Here is a 20,419-nt window from a genome sequence, read left to right on the forward strand (position 1 = left end):
CAAGCGAGGAGACTATGTCTACCATCGAATCGATACCCCGCATTTCTACCGAGGGTATTCCTTTAACACGGCATGCCACGATTGACGGAATGGATGCTTACCGCACACTCGTGGCTGAGGCCGCACGCAACAATGAAGCTTTCTGGGCGCGTCTTGCCCGCGAGCATCTGACCTGGCATCGTCCATTCACGCGGATTCTCAACGATGAGAATGCTCCGTTCTACCGATGGTTCGAGGACGGGGAACTCAATGCGTCGTACAACTGCCTTGACCGGAATCTCATCAACGGCAACGCGGACAAAACGGCAATCATCTTCGAGTCCGACGATGGCAAGGTCTCGACCGTCACGTATCAGGCGTTGTATCACCGAGTATGCCGGCTCGCGAATGCACTACGCGCACGCGGTGTGAAGAAAGGCGACCGCGTAGTCATCTATCTGCCGATGTCAGTCGAAGGTGTTGTCGCAATGCAGGCGTGTGCGCGCATCGGTGCGCCGCACTCGGTTGTCTTCGGTGGCTTTTCCGCGAAGTCGCTCCACGAGCGGCTGATGAACGTCGGTGCGGTTGCGATCATTACCGCAGATGAACAGGTACGTGGCGGCAAGACGCTGCCGCTGAAGACGATCGTCGACGAAGCGCTCGCAATGGGTGGTGTCGACGACGTCAAGACTGTCGCTATTTATCGGCGCACGGGCGGACGGATTCCGTGGATCGGCGGTCGAGACGCATGGTTGCATGAGCTTGAGAATGATCAGCCGGATACGTGCGAGCCCGAATGGGTTGGTGCCGAGCATCCGCTGTTCGTGCTGTATACGTCAGGGTCCACCGGCACGCCGAAAGGCGTCCAGCATAGTACAGGCGGCTACCTGACATGGGCCGCCGTCACCATGCGATGGACCTTCGACATCAAGCCGGATGATGTCTTTTGGTGTACTGCCGACATTGGCTGGATCACAGGGCATACGTACATCTGCTATGGACCGACTGCCGTAGGCGCGACCCAGGTCATTTTCGAAGGCGTGCCCACGTACCCGAACGCTGGGCGCTTCTGGGACATGATCGAGCGCCACAAGGTGTCGATTTTCTACACCGCGCCCACGGCCATCCGGTCGCTGATGAAGAGCGCTGAAGCAGACTCGGCTGTCCATCCTGCAAGCTACGACCTCAGCACGCTGCGCATCCTCGGCACGGTGGGCGAGCCCATCAATCCCAGTGCGTGGCAGTGGTATGCGGAGCAAGTCGGCGGCGGCAGGTGCCCCGTACTTGACACCTTCTGGCAGACAGAAACAGGCGGTCACATGATCACGCCGTTGCCAGGTGTCACCCCGCTTGTTGCCGGCTCCTGCACGCTGCCGCTGCCCGGTATAGATGCCGCGATCGTCGATGAAACCGGTAACGAGGTCCCGAACGGGCAAGGGGGCGTGCTGGTGATCAGAAAACCCTGGCCCTCCATGATCCGCACCGTATGGGGCAACCCGGAGCGCTTTCAAAACGGTTATTACCCGGAGGAACTCGGCGGCAACCTGTACCTCGCCGGAGACGGTGCGATCCGCGACGCCGACACGGGTTATTTCACTATCACGGGCCGTATCGACGATGTACTCAATGTATCGGGTCACCGTATGGGCACAATGGAAATCGAGTCGGCGCTGGCGGCCTGTCCGTTGGTCGCGGAGGCGGCGGTAGTGGGTCGTCCCGATGAAACGTTCGGCGAAGCCATCGTCGCATTCGTCGTGCTGAAAGGCGCGCGGCCGACTGGCACCGACGTGAAGCGCATAGCCGACGAGTTGCGAGCATGGGTCGCCAAGGAGATCGGTCCGATTGCCAAACCAAAGGAGATTCGTTTCGGCGACGCCATGCCAAAAACGCGTTCGGGAAAGGTCGTGCGCCGGATGTTGCGCTCGGTCGCGAAGGGCGAAGAAGTCTCACAAGACACGTCGACCGTTGAAAATCCGCAGGTGATCGCGCAGTTCGCTGATCCGGCTTAACGCCGGGTATCGACCGCGTGTCGAGAACGCTTAACCCTAAACCTGAGTCGCGCGGAGTTGATTCACGCAGACTGCTGCGCGACAAATCTTGTTTCCCTCAGGAGACTGCATCATGAACATCAAAACACCCAACCCCGCGTCGCTCGGGCTCGCCGGATTTGCTCTGACAACCTGGCTGCTCAGCATGATCAACGCCGGCTGGTTCACAGGCGACGCCATGGGCATGGTGCTCGCCGTCGCCTTCGCTTACGGTGGCACAGCACAGGCACTAGCCGGGCTCATGGAGATACCGCGCGGCAACACGTTCGGCGCCACCGCTTTCCTCAGCTACGGGGCATTCTGGTGGTCGCTCGCGCTTTTTGTGCTGTTCCTGCACGACAAGGTGCCGGCCGCCTTTATTGGCTGGTACTTGTTCCTGTGGGGCGTATTCACGCTGTATATGTGGGTCGCGACATGGCGCTCGGCGCGTGCGCTGCAATTGGTGTTCTTCGTCCTTTGGATCACCTTTTTCGTGCTGGCCGCAAGCGAATGGACCGGTCTCGTGTGGCTGCATCACGCGGGAGGCTATTGCGGTCTCGTCACAGCGGCGCTCGCGTTCTATCTGTCCGCAGCAGAAATCATCAACGAGATGCACGGGCGCAGCGTGCTGCCTGTGGGGACAAGCGACACAGCGATCGTAGTGGAAGTATCGGTTGGCTCGACCGATAACCTGCAACGAACCTGATAAGCGTCACAGGCAGCTGCACCAACGGTGACAAGGCGTTTGTATAACCGCTTACGCTACTTCGCAGCCATGCTTGCCCTGGACATCGGACAAGCGTGGCACGCAGCATGCGATGGTTGCAGCGACACCGTATTTCGCAGGACTTGACCCAATGAAGACCACATCGTGAAAGACCGCGGCAAGCGCGGCCAGTGCGACAAACATAGGGTTACCCCAGCGAAAATTCCTGGTGCAGTCCCGATCATTTCTGATTTCCTGCCGTGCGCCATCGATGCACCATTTTTCCGTGAAAGTGCACACAACCCCATTAGACGTCGCTCGGGCCACAGATCGCGATTTGCTTACATTACCAGATCACCCTTCCCAGCGGGCGCTCGCCTTTCGGCACCACGTCGCACTTGACCAGCCTCCCTCGCCAATGGAATCACTCAGGTTTACCAGGTGACTGAAAACCCGGTTTCCCAATCTGGTCTGCCCGCTGCGGAACCCGCCTAAAGCGGGAGGTATCGAAACCAAGCGCGGCAAGTTGTGCCAACAGCGAAGTATACATTTCGTCGCTAACCGCGGGATCGCGCGCCATGATCCACCCGAGACTCCTGTCAGATAGACCGAAGATCGTGTATTGGTAATTTTCGTCTACGTACAGTGCGAGGCGCGTTGTGCAGGCCAACCAGGAAAAACAAACTCTCCATTCCCCGTTTCGAGTATTCGGCACGATTGTGTCAATGAAAAAACTGCCCGTCACTGGCTGATCAAAGCCGTATCGACGCCCGACGAAAGCGTCCATGATCTTGCCGTCGCCGCGCAGCGCCCACTGCGTGTACGTCCCGACATAGTCGTGCTCGCCTAGATACGGAATATTGCCAATCACGTACCAGCGTCCCATAAAACGAGGAAGATCGATTGACACCGCGACCAGTGAGTCGTTCGCGCGGGGATTCGGATTCGGTGGCGCGCCCGCACAAGCCGCAATGGCGATGAGCAAGGACACACCTACAGCGTGAACAACGCGGCGCATGGGCTTTTCCAAACGTGTAAGTGAAAGACTTCAGATCCGCTTTGAAACCGCGGAATAAGTTTCAACTATTGACGCTAACAGACGCTGTCAGCGTCATCCACGTTTTGATTGCATGCCTCCTTCGTGCACGCAGGAACCGTGGATGGCTCTCCGCTTCGTATGTGATGCGGTCTTCCGGTTGCCCGCTACTCACCGCGATATCCGAAAAAATAGGTCCTCGAATATGTTAGTTTCGCGAACGAACGCGTCGCGCAATGCTACAAAACCGTCTTCGTTGCTCTCCATGCTCGGTGCCCGCGTCAGGTCGGAAATAGTCAGGTTGACTTGGTTTCAAAATTGCCCTCCATGACGCTTGCGACTGTCATCGCACAACACATTTACTCTGCAAAATGCACCATGGCCACACAGAACCGTCCCAGTTGCTCAACATGACGGCGTACCGACTCCTTGAGCTCCACCAAAGTATTAGACCATTGAAGAATGTTTACAAGGGCAGTTTCATTCTGTTATCCGCACAATCGATTACGAAGGTGAGGATTCAGTGTGCGCGACAGCACAGCGCCGACTTTGACACGGATCAACATGACGATTTTTAGATGGCGGTTGCCAATTCATGCGGTATTGCAAGTACCCCCGCGAAGCCATTTGCGGCGAGATTGACAGCCCCTGGTTTCAACTGAATTGCTGCACGTCTCGACGATTCGGCTTATTTCGGATCGCACGCTCTTCAGCGCACGTGCGGCGACCTGGGAAAATGACAACCGTTTGCGGACTATGTCGCGCGCGCACTGGCTTAAGGATCGCCTGCGACTGTGCGGAGATGATGACGAATTCAAATACCCAGTTCGAACAACAGTATTTCGACGTTAAGTGTTATGCACTTTATTGATCGACCTCAACGATTGCGCCGAATGCTTGTCCAGAATTGTCGCATCAACAACGGGATAGCCGCGAATGCGGCGTCCCAACGACACGGAGGCAAGACATGGCGCAGAAAATGTGCGATTTGTGCGGGGTTCGGCCGGCAGCGGTGCGCGTAGCGGTGATCCAGGATAGGAAAACCCGCCAGATCGATGTATGTGACTATCACTACGCACAGCTTTCGCGCCATCAACGTCAGGTCTCCCCGCTCGAATCACTGTTCAGGGGCGGGCTATTCGACGATTTCTTCGGCGACCAGCCATCGGGTGGAAATCCGCCGACCAGTTTTGTTCCATCGGGTGCGTCTGGTGAAGCTGAACGCGTCAATTTGCAGCAGCACTTCAGCGACCAGTCGAAGGAAATTCTGCAACGAGCCGCTGAACGAGCGTTGCAGTTCGGCCGGCAGGAAGTTGACACAGAGCATTTGCTCTATGAACTCGTCGACAACGAGACTGTGCAACGCATATTGTCAACGCTCAAGATTTCCGGTACCGACCTCAAGACGTATATCGAGCAACATGCGTTGAGGGACGAGGCCGTGCCAAAGCGCACCGACGGTCAGATTGCCGTGTCGCCCCGACTTAAAAGCGCACTCGAGCGTGCTTTCATCGCATCGCGCGAGTTCGGCCAGAATTATGTCGGTCCCGAACATATGCTGACCGGCTTAGCCGAGGTCACCGACAGTTTCGCCGGCGATCTGCTGATGAAATACGGCATGACGCCACAGGCGCTGCGCCAACAGACGCTGAAGCTGGTCGGAACGGATGAGAACACTGCGGCGGCGCCCAGTGACACTCCCCACCTCGACAAATATAGTCGGGATATCACGCAGCTTGCGCGCGAGGGCAAGCTCGACCCGGTGATAGGCCGTTCCAAGGAAACCGAGACACTTGCAGAAGTGCTCGCAAGACGCAAGAAGAATAACCCTGTGCTCATAGGGGAGCCGGGGGTCGGTAAAACTGCGATCGTCGAGGGTCTGGCTCAAGGCATGATTAGCGGAGACGTCCCGGAGACGCTGCGCGGCAAACGGCTGATCGAGTTGAATGTGAACTCGTTGGTAGCCGGGGCCAAGTACCGCGGTGAGTTCGAAGAACGCGTCAAGCAGGTGATGGACGAGATCGCCGCGCACAAGGACGAACTGGTCTTGTTCGTCGATGAAGTACATACGGTAGTTGGCGCAGGCCAAGGCGGAAGCGAAGGCGGCCTCGATATCGCGAACGTGTTCAAGCCGCCGATGGCACGCGGCGAACTGAATTTGATCGGCGCGACCACGCTCGCTGAATACCAGAAATACATTGAGAAAGACGCCGCGCTCGAGCGCCGCTTTCAGCCAGTGCTGGTCGGCGAGCCGTCTGTCGAGCAGACCATCGGTATCCTGCGCGGCCTGCGCGACCGGCTTGAGGCTCATCACAAGGTGACAATACTTGACGAGGCTTTCGTCGCAGCAGCCGAACTGTCCGACCGCTACATCACTGGTCGCTTCCTTCCGGACAAGGCGATCGATCTGATCGACCAGGCGGCCGCACGTGAGCATCTGCTATCGACATCTCGACCTGCCGACATTCTCGAACTCGAAGCCGAGATTGCACAAATCCGCCGCGAGCAGGACTACGCTGCCTCGCGCAAGCAGTTCGAGCGTGCGAAGGTGCTGAGCGAGAACCTGGCGACCAAGGAAACGCAACTCACGGATGCCGTCGATAATTGGAAACGCCGTGTGAGCTCCAGCAAATCCGAGGTGAGTATCACGCAGGTGGCCGAGATTGTCGCAAAGCTGACGGGCATTCCGGTGGCTGAATTGACGCGAGAAGAAAAGGACAAACTCCTCAAACTCGAAGATCGGCTGCACCAACGCGTCATTGGTCAGGACGAGGCAATCGGCGCAGTCAGCGATGCGGTACGGCGTAGCCGTGCCGGCCTGCAAGGACGTCGCCAACCGGTTGCAGTGTTCCTGTTCCTCGGGCCGACCGGAGTCGGCAAGACTGAACTGGCCAAGGCCCTCGCTGAAGCCGTATTCGGCGACGAAGACGCGATCGTGCGCATTGACATGAGCGAATACATGGAGCGCCATGCCGTGGCGCGCCTGATCGGTGCTCCACCAGGCTATGTGGGCTACGACGAAGGCGGTCAACTAACCGAGCGCGTACGCCGCCGGCCGCACAGCGTGATCCTCTTCGATGAAATCGAAAAAGCACATCCAGATGTGTACAACCTGCTGCTTCAGGTGTTCGACGACGGCCGTCTCACAGACGGCAAAGGGCGCGTGATCGACTTCGCCAATACGCTCATCATTGCCACGAGCAACCTTGCATCGGACGTCATCAGTGGGACACGGCGCAACGGTCCTGGCTTCCTGCCTAGCAATGGCAACGAACCCGGCAAGCCAGGCAAGCCAGGCAAAGCCCGCATGAGCGGCACGCAAGATTCGTTGCACGAAGGCGTGATGACCGTGTTACGGGCACACTTTCGGCCGGAGTTTCTGAATCGGATCGATGAAATCATCATCTTCGAATCGCTGACACAGGACCAGATCCGTTCGATCGTGCGGCTGCAACTCGATAAGGTCACCCATATGACCAGGAGCCAGGATATCGATCTGGTGTTCGATGAAAGCATCGTGGAACAACTCGTATTCGAAGGCTATCGGCCCGAATATGGGGCCCGCGAGTTGCGTAGGCGAATTCGCCAGGTGATCGAAAATCCGCTCGCGAAGGAGCTGCTCGAAGGCCGGATCACGGAAGGTAGCCGGATATGTTGTCGCTTCGACACCCAAGAGAAAAAATCGGTGTTTGAGCTGAGCGCCCAGCCGGCCAGCGAGCCCAATCGGGTGGCGGATCCAACCATGGCCGACGAAAAAAAGGTCGACAAACCTGAGAAGAAACCTCGCAAACCGCGGGGGCCCACGCGCAATCGAGGTGACGTGGAAGATCCCAAGGAGGTGACAGCATAACGCCGGATACATCGGATCGAGGTGCCGCCTTTTATCGGTCGCGCGGATGCACCGTGACAGTAACCAATCGCGGCTTCTTGGCGAACCGGTTAGACGTTTTATTTCACCCTGATGAGGCGAGCACTTTCGATCCGCTCGATGCACCGCATATCTGGCCGCGTCGCCACGGGTTCGCAACTTGACATGAACGCAGCGCGATACAAGGGCAAGGCGCGTTGCGTGAGCGCAGGACGACGCGGCAAGTATTCGCGAAAATGCCGGAGCGCACGTCAGCGCATCGAACCTGGGGCAAGAAGGTTTCGCTGCTATGCAAAATAGACCCGCTGCGCGAACTTTCTTCGATCAGCGACGCCATTTACAGTAGAGGAGTGTCAGGGATGCATATCACTTTCCCATCGTTACCGCCTGAGTACCGTGGATGGAACCTCACTGTCGGCTTTGCTACGCGTGTCGATGGGGAAGACATCGACTGCGCAGTCTCGGCAGAAGCGCTCGAAGACCATTTTGGCGCCGCATCATCGAGTGCAGCTGACCTGCTCGACGCATTCAACCAGCACCGATCACAAATCGAACGCATGGCGCGAAACCTGTTACGCGAAGTGCATACGAAAGAACTGCTGATGCGTAGCGGCCACTTCCGGTTTGAATCGGAGCGTCGTCTAGGTGACGCCAAGACCTAGCTTGCATGATTCTGAATCTAGAAACACTCGCGGATCACCTATAGCTGGGATTGCGCACCGATCTTCTGTGTGTCTTCTCGCCCCCTCCGGACGACCGGTTTGAGAAGCCGCCAACGAGGGGGCGCCGGGCACTGACATTTGATCTAAGTCATGCCTGCAGGTGCAGCAAGGGTGCAACATTAAGCAATTAAAGAACGCAACGCCATCCAAGGCGCGCCCAATGCATCAAAGCATCCGCGAGAAAATATGTCAGCCAAGTTGATGGGGCGCCCCAATGCGCGTGCAATTGCCTTAGCAAAGGTAACGCGGTTCTCTCTCAAGGTAGATGCGACGCCGCACGTCACGCTTGCGCTTCATCTGCCCTGCCTTTGCAAGGTTGTGTCAGGGCAATCTGCCCTGGTCCTGCTCCCGCGAGCGAACCGATGAACCGGGCGCTCAGTTTCCGGCTGCTGCGAATGCTGGCGTTCGCGTGGTTGGTGGTGACATCCTCAGTGCACGCCTCAGCGAGCGAACCGCATGTCGTGATCCTCGTCTATCATCGCTTTGCGCTTACCGCTCAGGATTCGATGACCGTACGCACCGACACGTTTGAGGCGCAATTGCAATCCTTGCGTACGCACGGCTATCAGGTCGTTCCTTTGCGCGATGTCATCAAGTGGCTGAACGACCCCACTGCGACATTGCCACCCAAGACCGCAGTGCTTACCGTGGATGACGGCCATCGTTCGGTGTTCGATATACTACGGCCAATCGCAATCCGTGACCGCTTGCCAGTCACCTTGTTCGTTTATCCATCGGCTATTTCGAACGCGTCCTACGCGCTTACGTGGGATCAGCTACGCACACTCAAGCAGACCGGATTGTTCGACGTCCAGTCCCATACCTACTGGCATCCCAATTTCAAGATCGAGCGCAAGCGGCTTTCGCCAGCTGAGTTCATCCAGTTTGTTCGTGCGCAACTGCAGCGATCCCGAACGCGTATCGAGGCTGAGGTCGGCGGTCACGTCGACATGCTCGCGTGGCCGTTCGGCATCTACGACGCCCCGCTTATGGCGCTTGCTGCCAGCGAAGGATATGTCGCTGCTTTCACGCTGGACGGCCACGCTGTCAAAAGACAATCAGCAATGCTGGCACTGCCGCGTTTTCTCATCATCGACGCGTATAACGCGAGCGCATTCGCGCGGCTGCTCGGCGAGACCGAAGGGCGATCGGTAACCGCGTCAGAGTCCCGGCCATGAGGTGGCCAAGTGTTTTCTGGCGAGTCGCGAGCACCGGCCTTTCGGTCGTTGCGCTGCTCGTCAGCCCGGGGGCCATTGCTGTAACCGGCGTCGTGATCGACGCGACTACTCGATTGCCGGTTGCCGAGGCTATTGTCACCACCGCGTCGGGAACCATCCTGACCGGCCGCGACGGAAGCTTCACAGTGGAACGTCCGGGAACAAGCATCGCGGCGCGCTCGCCCGGTTACCTGCGCACACGAGCCGCAGTCTCTGGAGACGAGCCCGTCACGCTTATCCTGACACCCTTTCGTCCGAAGGCGGTGTATCTATCCGTCTATGGCGTGAACAGCCCGTCCCTGCGCGAAGCGGCCGTCAACCTGCGGGACAGTACGGCGATCAACGCGCTGGTCATCGACGTCAAAGGCGACCGCGGTCTTACGCCGTACCCTAGCGAGGCGCGCGAGGCGATCGGAGCCAACGCGCAACTCAAGACGCGTGCGCCCGTCGCAAAAGACCTCTCGGCAGTACTCGCCGAGCTGCATCGAAAGAACTTTTATCTGATCGGCCGCATTGTGGTGTTCAAGGACGATCCACTTGCTGATGCACATCCTGGCTGGGCTGTTCATGACGCCGCCGGTCATCCGTGGCGCGACCGCGAAAAGCTGCAATGGATGGACCCTTTTTCACATGACGTCTGGAAACACAATCTCGACATCGCGGAGGAAGCGGCACGCCTGGGCTTCGACGAGATCCAGTTCGACTACGTGCGTTTCCCCGATGCCAGCGGCCTTCAGTTCGCGCTGCCGAACACACGTGCAAACCGGACCGCCGCGATCGTCGGCTTTCTGAAGGCTGCTCGTGAACGGCTCGCACCCTATAACGTGTTTGTGTCGGCGGACATCTTCGGTTACGTCTGCTGGAATCTCGACGACACGGCGATCGGTCAGGACATCCAGACGCTGGGCGCTGCGCTAGACTATATTTCACCGATGCTTTATCCCTCCGGCTTCACGTGGGGGCTGCCCGGCTGCACGAAGCCGGTCGACGATCCCGGCCAGATCGTGCGCCGCTCGCTCGCCGAAGCCCAGCGGCGCACCGGTCTTCCCGGCGTGCGCTTCCGGCCGTGGCTGCAGGCGTTCAGGGACTACGCGTTCGATCATCGAGATTTCAATGCGGAGGCGATTCGCGCACAGACGCAAGCCGCCGACGCATCCAGTACGGATGGATGGATGTTATGGAATCCTCGAAACCAGTACGACGCCGCCGAGCTTCCGCGCTGAGTCGTTTATGGCACCGCGTCCTTCTATGCTCGTTCCTGCTCACCGCAAGTGGCGCCCAGAGCGGTGAACTGGACGCTGTCGCACGCGCTCAACTCGATCTCATCGTAGCGGCGCAGATTGAGGCAGGCAGGTCCCCGGGCGCAGTGGTGGTGACGGGCGACGCGCATGGCATATCGTATGAAAAAGCGTTTGGACTTCGCGTGGCTGGGCAGCACCCGGAGCCAATGACCGTTGACACGGTGTTCGACCTCGCGTCCCTTACAAAAGCCATTGCGACGACCACGGCAATCCTGCAACTGGTCGAAGATGGACAACTGCAACTCGACGCGCCCGCCGCACGCTACTGGCCTGCATTTGCTGCGAATGGAAAGCAACATGTGACCGTGCGCGAACTGCTTGCGCATACCTCGGGCTTGCGCCCCGGCTTGCCTGTGCTGCCTGCTGCAGCGACTCCAGCAAGCGTCTTGCGAGACGTTGCCGCCGAGCGCCTGCATGCCGAACCCGACACTCGCGTGATCTACAGTGATCTGAATTTCGTGGTACTAGGCCAGCTCGTGCAGCGAATCACACACCGCTCGCTTGATCACTACTGTCGAACTCACGTATTCGATCCGCTCGGAATGGCCGACACCGGTTACCTTCCTGACAGTGAACATGCGTTGCGCAGCGCTGCGACGACGGCCGACCGCGAAGGCATGCGCCGGGGTCGTGTTCACGATCCTCTCGCTTCCGCGATGGGTGGCGTGTCTGGTAACGCCGGCGTCTTCTCCACTGCGCACGACCTCGCCCGGTTCGCGCAGATGATCTTGAACAACGGGCGCGCTGGCGAGGTGCAGATCTTGAAGACGTCGAGTGTCACGGCGCTTGCAACGCCCGCGTCGCCCCCTTCGATACTGCCGTTGCGGGGTCTGGGATGGGAATTGAGCGCCCCACTCGCTTCCAATCGGGACCGATTGCCTCCCGTCGGATCGATCGGTCACACGGGCTATACCGGCACTGGAATCTGGATCGACTTTGTATCCCAAAAGTGGGTCATTATCCTCACGAACCGCGTGTATCCGGATGACAAAGGCGATGCTCGGCCGCTTCGTGAGCAAGTGCTTGGATTGCTGGCGAGCCGCGAGCCCGAGATCGATATCCGGGATGTTGAACAGCGACTTCCATGGACCGCTCCCGCGATTGCCGCGGCGTCCATCCTGCCCGTGTCGACCGGTCCGCTCAAAACCGGCATCGATGTTCTCGAGGACCAGCAGTTCGCTCCGCTGTCGGGTCTGCGAATCGGACTGGTTACGAACCGCAGCGGCTTTGATGCGAATGGCAGGCGTACGATCGACGTACTCGAACAAGCGCCGGGCATCACGCTTGCGGCATTGTTCGCGCCAGAGCATGGGCTGGACACGAACCGGGACGAACGCATTGGTGACTCCCACGACGCTGCTACGGGCCTCGCCGTGCACAGCCTTTATGGAAACAGCCAGCGCTTTTCGGACGCGTCGCTCGAAGGGCTCGACGCACTGGTTTTCGACATTCAGGACGCCGGGGTTCGCTTCTTCACTTACGAAACCACGCTTGGCTACGCACTTGAAGCCGCAGCACGCCGGAAGATTCCACTCTTTGTACTCGATCGTCCCGATCCGCTTGGTGCCGAGCGCTTCGGCGGACCCGTGCTGGACTCCGGACACGAGTCGTTCACAGGCTTTTTCCCATTACCTCTGTTGCCCGGCATGACCGTAGGAGAACTTGCAGCGCTCTTTAATCAGGAACGGCTTATTGGCGCGGACTTGAGAGTCATTCCGATGCACGGGTACCAGCGCTCCATGCGCATAGCTGATACCGGACTTGGTTGGGTGCCTTTGTCACCGAACCTGCGCACCGCGTCCCAGCTCGATCTATACCCGGACGTCGCGCTGCTCGAAGGCGCCAACGTAAGCGTCGGCCGCGGCACGCCGCACCCTTTCGAGTGGATCGGTGCACCCTGGATCGACGGCGTGCGCCTGGCCCAAACCCTGAACGACCTTGACACCGGAGCCCGCTTCGAGCCAGTCGACTTCGTGCCCACCGAGTCCGCCTATCGCGGCGAACTTTGCCACGGGGTTAGCATCGTCTCTCATGAACCGTCACGACAAACGGCTCGCCTCGGACTGGCACTGCTCTCCGCGCTGCTACGTCTATATCCCCAAACCTTCGACCTCAAAGCCACACGCGATGCCGTTGGCTCAAAAGCGATATGGCAAGCCATCCGCCAAGGGGCGGATCGCGAAACCCTCGAAGCGCTCGAGGCGGAAGAGTTGGGTCGTTTCGGGTTGCTACGCGCACGCTATCTGCGTTATCCAGGCGAATGATGTCACGCATATTCACCTTGAACCGTCGATGAAAACCGAGCGTGCGTCAGGCCACCACATGAAAACCGGCGTCAGCGTAGATGGTCGAACCAGTGAGCGTCATGCCGACGTCGCTGGCGAGCACGGCTGCGATACGCCCAATCTCCTCGATCGTGACAAGATGCTGCGCAGGGGTTCGCGCACGGACCTCGTCGAGCAGCACATCGAAGTGATCCAGACCCGACGCCGCACGCGTCTTCACCGCGCCGGCGGAGATTGCGTGAACATGAACCCGCCGGGCCGCGAGATCGGCTGCGAGGTAACGCACGCTTGATTCGAGCGCCGCCTTGACCGGTCCCATCAGGTTGTAATGATCGACGGCCCGTTCAGCGCCGTAGAAACTGACGGTCATGAGGCTGCCGCCATCGGTCATCAGAGGCAACGCCATCTTTGCCATGCGAATGAATGAATGGCAGGACACGTCCATCGCGAGCGCGAATCCCTCTGCCGAGCAATCGGCAAGGCTCGCGTGAAGGTCACCAGCAGGCGCGAAGGCGATCGAGTGGAGCACGAAGTCCAGTTTCCCCCACTCCCTCTTGATCCTTTCGAAGACGGCTTCGAGCTCGCCCGGGACGCTGACATTGCAGGGCATGATGAGTGCTGCCGGGAGGGTCTCGGCGACAGCACGCACGAACGGTTCAGCCTGTTCGTTCAGATAGGTGATCGCGAGGTCCGCTCCGGCGATTCGAAACAGGCGTGCGCAACCGGTGGCAATGCTGTGTTCATTTGCAATGCCAACGACCAAGCCGCGCTTGCCGGATAAATCGATGATGTCGTTCATACGGTTTCTCCCTCGCTGCGAAGAATCGAAAGGGCCTCGTTCGCGATGATCTGCTCTTCGTCGGTCTCGAGCACCAGCACGGCAATGCGACTCCGTTCCGAACTGATGACGCTTGCGTTGTCCGCGTTAGCCCGGTGATCGATTTCGACGCCGAACCACGCGAGTCGCTCGCATATGGCCGCACGGACCTCAGGCTGGTGTTCGCCGATACCGGCGGTAAAGATCAGGCAATCGAGGCCGCCAAGGGTCGTGGCAAGCCGGGCCGCTTCGCCCGCAATCCGAAACGCAAACAGGTCGAGCGCCTCGCGTGCTTCGGGCTGGTTGCTAGCGCTCAACTCGCGGCTGTCCGCGCTCAATCCTGAGATCCCGAGTAATCCGGACTGTTCGTACAGGATCTTTTCGATTTCGGCTGCACTCAGGCCTTGCTGCTGAAGCAGATAAAGGACGACGCCAGCATCAAGCGCCCCGCAGCGCGTTGCCATCGGAATACCGTCGAGGGTCGAAAATCCCATGCTGGTGTCCCGGCTCGCGCCAGAGCTCATCGCACACAGGCTCGCGCCGCTGCCGAGATGCGCCGCAATCACGTTCCGGTTTGCGATCTGGGGAAACTTGCGGGCGAGGGACTCCGCGATGAACCGGTACGAGAGGCCGTGAAAACCATAACGCTTGACGCCCTCGTCGAAGAAACGGCGCGGTAGCGCGAAGCGGCGTACAAGATCCGTTTGCGTGCGATGAAAGGCAGTGTCGAATGAGGCCGATTGCACGAGGTGGGGCCTCAGGTGTCGAACCGCACGAATCAGCCGCACGCTCTGCGGTTGGTGCAACGGCGCGAGCGGTATCAGCGATTCGATAGTGGCGAGCGTTTCGTTTGTGATCGCGACAGGCCCGGAAAACGTGTCGCCGCCGTGCACTACGCGATGCCCCACCGAGACGACATCTGCTATCGGGAAGTGTATCGCGAACCAGTTGAGCGTTTCGTCCAGCACTTCGTGCAGGTCTTCGGTGACGGCCGATCGCAGCGCGATGTCGTGAACCGTGTCGCCGTTGACCAGATGCAGCGAGAGCGGCGTGTGCCGGAAGTCGATCGTGCCTTGGCCGGTCCGCGTCGCACCATTAGCGGAGACCTGAAACAAGCCTATTTTGACTGACGATGAACCAGCGTTAAAGGTTAGCATCAGCGGGCTGCTCATGTTGGTAGCACCCTCTTGCCAAGCGTACGTTGTGCGACGATCCTTGCGAGCGCCACGGAAGCCAACCGCACCCGCAAGCTGTCAGCACGGCTTGTCATGATGATCGGCAGGCGCGCACCAAGCACAAGGCCCGCCGCATCGGCGCCGCCAAAGTACATCAGTTGCTTCGCGAGCATGTTGCCTGCTTCCAGGTCGGGCACGAGCAGGATGTCGGCCTGGCCGGCGACTGCTGAAGCGATACCCTTGGTTTTTGCCGCGGCAAGACTGATGGCGTTATCGAAGGCGAGCGGGCCGTCGACGAGCGCACCGCGAATCTGGCCGCGTGCAGCCATCACGGTGAGAGCAGCCGCGTCCAGCGTGGTCTGCATGCGCGGGTTGACAGTTTCGATTGCCGCAAGGACGGCGAGGCGCGGCTGCTTGATACCCAGCAAGTGCAGCAGGTCGATTGTGTTCTGACAGATATCGCGTTTCTGCTCGAGCGACGGCGTGACGTTGACCGCCGCGTCCGTAATGAAAAGAGGCTTCGGATAGGCGGGCACATCCATCGCGTAGACGTGGCTGATGCGCCGCTCTGTCCGCAGGCCGGACGCCGGACTCACGATTGCTGATAGCAATTCGTGCGTCTCCAGACTGCCCTTCATCAGTGCGGCGACTCTCCCCGCCGCTCCCAGTTCGACCGCGCGCGCGGCGGCCGCATGGCTGTGTTCGACGGCCTCGATAGTCACTCCATCCAGACTCACCTGAGCCAGTTCAGCAGCCGCGCGTATCTTAGCTTCAGGGCCAATCAGGATTGGATCGATAAGCCCTTCATTGCGGGCCTCGATGGCGGCCTTGATCGCATCGGCGGAACACGGATGGACGATCGCCACGCGCAGGGAAGGCAGCATCCGTGCTTCGCGAATGAAGGCGTCATAGCGATCGTGGCTTCGCACCGAGACATCCGGGCGTGCGATCCGCGGCCACACGATAGACTCGGCCGGCGCAATCACCGTGGCCATGCCTGTCAGCACTACGTCGCCGCGCTGGTTGGTGCAACGCGTATCGAGCAGCACAATTCGTTTGTCCGCGCGTTTTTCCTTGACGCTCACCGTCGCAGTCACCACGTCTCCGGGTACAACCGGATGTCGGAACTGCAGATCCTGATCCAGATAGATCGTGCCCGGTCCAGGCAGTCTCGTGCCCAGCAATGCAGAGATAAGACCGGCTGTCCACATGCCCTGCACGACGACATGACCGAACATATCGTTCACGGCGAAGGCTGCGTCCAGGTGCGCGGGATTAACGTCCCCCGACATCGCGGCGAACAGTTGTATGTCGTCCTGGCCGGCAGTGCGCACAAGCGACGCTGATTCCCCGATCGCGAGTTCATCGAAGGTGCGGTTGTGAAGGAGATTGTCGTCCATGAATATCCTCAATCCTGAAGCACATAGGTGCCGGGCGCGTCCGGCAGGGATGTAAGGTCTTGAGCATGCGGCCCCATATGCGGCGGCGTGACGGTTTCCGCACTCGATTGGGCGGCGAGCCAGTCGGTCCATGCGGGCCACCATGAACCGTCCCGCGATTGTGCAGCTGCAATCCATTCATCGGGCCCGATGCGAAGGTCTGTGGCCGCCGTGTACTCAATCCTGAACTGACGGTTGGCGTGGCCCGGCTCGCTGACGATGCCTGCGTTGTGGCCCCCGCTCGTGAGGACGAACGTGATGTTGGTGCTCGACAGGTAGTGGACCTTGTACACCGAGCGCCAAGGCGCGATATGGTCGCGATCCGTGCCGACCACAAACATGGGTGCACGAAGATTGCGCAACGAGATCGACCGTCCGTCAACCTGATAACGGCTTGCGGCAAGGTCATTGTCGAGAAACAGTTGCCGCAGGTATTCCGAGTGCATCCGATACGGCATGCGAGTTGAGTCGGCATTCCACGCCATCAGGTCGAACATGGGCGTACGCTCGCCCAGCATGTAGTCGTGGATGACGCGCGACCAAAGGAGGTCATTTGACTCCAGCATCTGAAATGCACCCGACATCTGGCTTGCATCGAGATAACCCTTTGACCACATCATGCTTTCAATGAAGTAGACCTCGCTGTCGTCGATGAACAGTTGCAGCTCGCCGGGTTCCGTGAAGTCCGTCTGTGCGGCAAAGAGCGACACCGAGGCAAGCCGCTCGTCGCCGACACCTGCCATTGCTGCCGCCGCAATCGACAACAGCGTGCCACCAAGGCAATACCCTGTCGCATGGACCCGTTGCTCCGGCACGATCTCATTAATGCTGTCGAGCGCGGCCATGACGCCGAGCGTGCGGTAGTCTTCGAGGCTCAGGTTCCGGTCCTCGGCCCCGACGTTGCGCCACGAAATACAGAACACCGTATAGCCCTGAGCGACCAGGAAGCGGATCAGCGAGTTGTGCGGCGAAAGATCGAGGATGTAGTACTTCATGATCCACGCGGGCACAATCAAAATGGGCTCGGCGATCACCTTTTCAGTGGCAGGACTGTACTGGATGAGTTCGATCAGATGGTTGCTAAAGACCACCTTCCCCGGGGTCACCGCAAGAGCGACGCCGACCTTGAACTGATCGGCTCCGGCAGCAGTTTCACCGCCCGCTTGACGACGCGCGTCCTCGAGCATGTTGCGGGCGCCCCGCAGGAGATTGCCGCCGAGCGTAGCTTGGGTTCGCTCAATCACTTCGGGGTTGGTGAATGGCGAATTCGTCGGCGACACCATGTCAAGCAACTGACGTGCACCGAAGCCCACGACGTTTTCGTGGTGCTTGGTCGCACCCGGCACGTCATGAGTGGCAGCTTGCCACCACTGCTCCGTAAGAAGGAACATCTGGGACCATAGCCTGTAGGGCTCGGTCTGCCACACGTCGGCACGGAATCGATGGTCTGCGGGCGCAGGCTCTGCCAGCGGAGAGGAAGCGGCGCCTGTCAACGAACGGAGCATGTAGTCACGTATCACGCGGCCGTTCGCAGCATACAGCGAAGCGAGCTCCGCGCGCTTTCCTGGTGCAACCGAGAGATGGATAAACCAGTCGGCCACGGCCAGCGATAACGCCGCAGGGGACAGGCCGCCCGTGAGGCGAGCTATGGCGGCCTCTTTCGTGTGATCCAGTGCGCGAAAGGGACTGCAGGAGGTACCGGCAACCGGTTGCGGTATAAATGCGCGGTTGTCGTTGACGTCGGTCCGGGAACGGGTATCCATTGGCGATTCCTTCAATAGTCATTGGCTTGGGGCAGGTGCGACGGAGCCGGCTCCAGGAACCCGGCTCGCCCGGCCGCGTCGGCCTGCAGTGTTCGTATCCGGCGAAGCTGCACCGGCAAGGCTCAATGCCCTTAGTCCGCGAACTATCGGATTGCACAGCATTTGTGTCACTGCGAGGCGCGCGTTGCTTCGCATCGGTTCGAATGTCCTTGCCGCGGCGCGATGTCCCGCTCCCTCCTGCGATACGCGCCACTTGCGGCCGCAGCCAGCATGAAGATTGTCCAGACCACGACAAGTGACGGCACGGCTACGTAGCCGACAAGCTGCCAGAACTCGTCTATACGGTCCTGCATAACGGACGCCGCATAAGTGCCTGTGTCATTCGTTGCGTCTGAGAACGTTGCGCGATAAAGAAAAAAGGATCGGCAGATATCGTTGTTCGGGAGCGATGCCGACAGCAGCGAACCGGCTGCCATGGCCCGGACCTCGGCGCACGCGGGCGACGTCATCCCCGCCGTGATCGCTGTGTCAATCGGGTGATCAGCGATCGAGCCTGCCCACGTTATGCCGATTGCGAGTATTGCACCCAGGACTGTTGCTTGCGCGAGTCTGGTCAACCACGGATGCGTATTACGTTTGGATATGGGGTCCATTGCGCTGCTCCGGCGTTCGTTCCGAGGGCTTTCCAAGCAGCAGAATAGGCTCGGGGTCCCTTACCGAAGTTGAGCTATGTCAATGCATAACTACATGGCTTTTCGCCGCGCGCACCACCGCCGACGCTCGTCACCGTGGCGCCAGGGCTTGCCAAACCGAGCCGATCGTCTCGGGCCGCGGCAACACCCGTCTCAATCCAGGGGGGACTCGCCGGGAACATTCAGCCTACCGGAATCCTTTGATAACGCCGCGCGGAATTCGGAAAGCTGTTGCTGATAGCTCACGGCGTCTCCGTAGCGAATGAATTTCTCATACCTGGCGTGAGTCCCAAGCACCCGGTTGGCGTGCTTGATGGGACACCAGTATTGCTCAGTACGAGCTGCAATCTCGGTGCCGTAGGCAATGATTCCATTTGCATAGGCGCAATATAAGCAATTAAATCTCTCCATGAAATTCAGATAGCCTAAATGCCATCTATCAGTGGCGATATAGTCCGAGCGTTTGACTTTCTCGATCTTATACACCGGGAAACAGATAATTTGATAGACGGTGAGCCCCAGATCGAATATCAGAAGCGGCACGATCAACCCGTAGATCACCGGCGCGACCAAAATCGTGGACGGACGGCTCTCGAGAACCCAGCGAAATAGTCCGGTCCTCGACGCGCGATGCGCAGCGCTTACAGAAGCGTCGAACTCGATTCGCTTGCCGTTGACGTGGTAGAAGAGCGGGATCTCCCTGTCATGCAGCGTTGTCTTCAGTTCGTCTTCCAGAGCGCTTATTCGAGCCAGCAGGTGACGTACTTTCTCATTCACAAAACCTCCACGGCCGTTGGTCATACTAGCTCCCGATGGAGCATGCGTCGGCGATAGGGCAACCGCCACGATCGGACAGGCTGATCCGATGTCGCGTCGTCCAATCAGCACGCGCCTGTCTCCACCGTTGGACCGGAACAAGCCAGGAGCGGAGTGTCAATCGTCGTCTGCCACAAAGTGTCGAAAGCCGCGTTCCACCTGTGCCACCTGCCCGGCACAAGTGCCATACATCCAGCCACGGCTACCATCGCTTTCGTACATGCCGCGGCACATCACCTTTATCTTGATTGTTGAGGAGACTCGATCACCCGACATGGACGTCTTTGATGCCCATATATAAAGCACACCAAACTGATGGGGCTCTTTGGTCTCGATAACGTCGTTGTCAGCCCTTCGAATCGGCGTCGTCGAATGTTGAACTATGTAGTCTCTGGTCCGCTGCCAAATAGACTCACAGGACTTCTGTCCAACGCAAGCAATCGATGTCTGTTCGTATGCAACCTGCAACTCTGCGTCTTCCGCGTAATTATCGTTGCGCGTCCCGCCGCCTGCGCAAGCCACGAGGCTAGCGAGCGTGATCACCAGTAAGGTCAACCGTTTCATGTTCGCAGCCAC

At 59.2% G+C, this 20,419-nt stretch carries 16 protein-coding genes; 7 read left to right on the top strand and 9 right to left on the bottom strand.

What is annotated here, in order from left to right; genetic code table 11:
* The first annotated feature begins 14 nt into the window (after positions 1-14).
* The gene (gene acs / locus ACSQ36_RS40790; RefSeq protein WP_436186582.1) at positions 15-1,988 is read left to right on the top strand and encodes an acetate--CoA ligase; all 1,974 of its coding nucleotides are present in this window, start codon (positions 15-17) and stop codon (positions 1,986-1,988) included.
* A 112-nt stretch (positions 1,989-2,100) separates the two neighbouring features.
* The gene (locus ACSQ36_RS40795; RefSeq protein WP_436186583.1) at positions 2,101-2,712 is read left to right on the top strand and encodes an acetate uptake transporter; all 612 of its coding nucleotides are present in this window, start codon (positions 2,101-2,103) and stop codon (positions 2,710-2,712) included.
* A 51-nt stretch (positions 2,713-2,763) separates the two neighbouring features.
* Here ACSQ36_RS40795 and ACSQ36_RS40800 read toward each other — a convergent pair whose 3' ends face one another.
* Positions 2,764-2,916: a hypothetical protein gene (locus ACSQ36_RS40800; RefSeq protein ID WP_436186584.1), complete on the bottom strand. Its 153-nt coding sequence runs from the start codon at positions 2,914-2,916 to the stop codon at positions 2,764-2,766.
* A gap of 220 nt (positions 2,917-3,136) precedes the next feature.
* The gene (locus ACSQ36_RS40805) at positions 3,137-3,730 is read right to left on the bottom strand and encodes a lipocalin family protein (protein ID WP_436186585.1); all 594 of its coding nucleotides are present in this window, start codon (positions 3,728-3,730) and stop codon (positions 3,137-3,139) included.
* Positions 3,731-4,715: 985 nt separating this feature from the next.
* On the opposite strand from ACSQ36_RS40805, the gene ACSQ36_RS40810 reads away from it, so the two are divergent.
* The 5 genes from ACSQ36_RS40810 to ACSQ36_RS40830 all read left to right on the top strand — a co-directional run bounded on the left by ACSQ36_RS40810 (position 4,716) and on the right by ACSQ36_RS40830 (position 13,120).
* The gene (locus ACSQ36_RS40810) at positions 4,716-7,598 is read left to right on the top strand and encodes an ATP-dependent Clp protease ATP-binding subunit (RefSeq protein WP_436186586.1); all 2,883 of its coding nucleotides are present in this window, start codon (positions 4,716-4,718) and stop codon (positions 7,596-7,598) included.
* A 377-nt stretch (positions 7,599-7,975) separates the two neighbouring features.
* Positions 7,976-8,278 carry a DUF1488 domain-containing protein gene (locus ACSQ36_RS40815; protein WP_436186587.1) on the top strand — a complete coding sequence of 101 codons (303 nt, stop codon included), beginning with the start codon at positions 7,976-7,978 and terminating at the stop codon, positions 8,276-8,278.
* Positions 8,279-8,700: 422 nt separating this feature from the next.
* Positions 8,701-9,516 (top strand): polysaccharide deacetylase family protein, encoded by an 816-nt coding sequence (locus ACSQ36_RS40820; RefSeq protein ID WP_436186588.1) that lies wholly within the window; start codon positions 8,701-8,703, stop codon positions 9,514-9,516.
* A complete protein-coding gene (locus ACSQ36_RS40825) occupies positions 9,513-10,778 on the top strand; it encodes a putative glycoside hydrolase (protein WP_436186589.1) in 1,266 nt (421 codons plus the stop codon). Before ACSQ36_RS40820 ends, ACSQ36_RS40825 begins: the two co-directional genes overlap by 4 nt.
* A complete protein-coding gene (locus tag ACSQ36_RS40830; RefSeq protein WP_436186590.1) occupies positions 10,733-13,120 on the top strand; it encodes a serine hydrolase in 2,388 nt (795 codons plus the stop codon). The genes ACSQ36_RS40825 and ACSQ36_RS40830 overlap by 46 nt, the downstream gene beginning before the upstream one ends.
* Before the next feature lie 46 nt (positions 13,121-13,166).
* Here the strand turns inward: ACSQ36_RS40830 and fabI are convergent, their stop codons facing one another.
* The 7 genes from fabI to ACSQ36_RS40865 all read right to left on the bottom strand — a co-directional run bounded on the left by fabI (position 13,167) and on the right by ACSQ36_RS40865 (position 20,407).
* A complete protein-coding gene (fabI, locus tag ACSQ36_RS40835) occupies positions 13,167-13,928 on the bottom strand; it encodes an enoyl-ACP reductase FabI (RefSeq protein ID WP_436186992.1) in 762 nt (253 codons plus the stop codon).
* A gap of 8 nt (positions 13,929-13,936) precedes the next feature.
* Entirely contained in the window at positions 13,937-15,130 is a 1,194-nt protein-coding gene (locus tag ACSQ36_RS40840; protein ID WP_436186591.1) for an acetate/propionate family kinase, read from the bottom strand.
* Positions 15,127-16,533, bottom strand: a complete 1,407-nt coding sequence (locus ACSQ36_RS40845; RefSeq protein ID WP_436186592.1) for a bifunctional enoyl-CoA hydratase/phosphate acetyltransferase — start codon at positions 16,531-16,533, stop codon at positions 15,127-15,129. The genes ACSQ36_RS40840 and ACSQ36_RS40845 overlap by 4 nt, the downstream gene beginning before the upstream one ends.
* 8 nt (positions 16,534-16,541) lie before the next feature.
* On the bottom strand, positions 16,542-18,335 hold the full coding sequence (locus ACSQ36_RS40850) for a PHA/PHB synthase family protein (protein WP_436186593.1): 1,794 nt from the start codon (positions 18,333-18,335) through the stop codon (positions 16,542-16,544).
* Between the two features lie 167 nt (positions 18,336-18,502).
* On the bottom strand, positions 18,503-18,988 hold the full coding sequence (locus ACSQ36_RS40855) for a hypothetical protein (protein ID WP_436186594.1): 486 nt from the start codon (positions 18,986-18,988) through the stop codon (positions 18,503-18,505).
* Positions 18,989-19,180: 192 nt separating this feature from the next.
* Complete coding sequence (locus ACSQ36_RS40860; protein WP_436186595.1) at positions 19,181-19,915, bottom strand: hypothetical protein; 735 nt, start codon at positions 19,913-19,915, stop codon at positions 19,181-19,183.
* 45 nt (positions 19,916-19,960) lie between these two features.
* Complete coding sequence (locus ACSQ36_RS40865) at positions 19,961-20,407, bottom strand: hypothetical protein (RefSeq protein ID WP_436186596.1); 447 nt, start codon at positions 20,405-20,407, stop codon at positions 19,961-19,963.
* Positions 20,408-20,419 lie beyond the last annotated feature (12 nt).

Source organism: Caballeronia sp. LjRoot34 (assembly GCF_964253815.1).
In the GTDB taxonomy this organism is placed as follows: Bacteria; Pseudomonadota; Gammaproteobacteria; order Burkholderiales; family Burkholderiaceae; genus Caballeronia.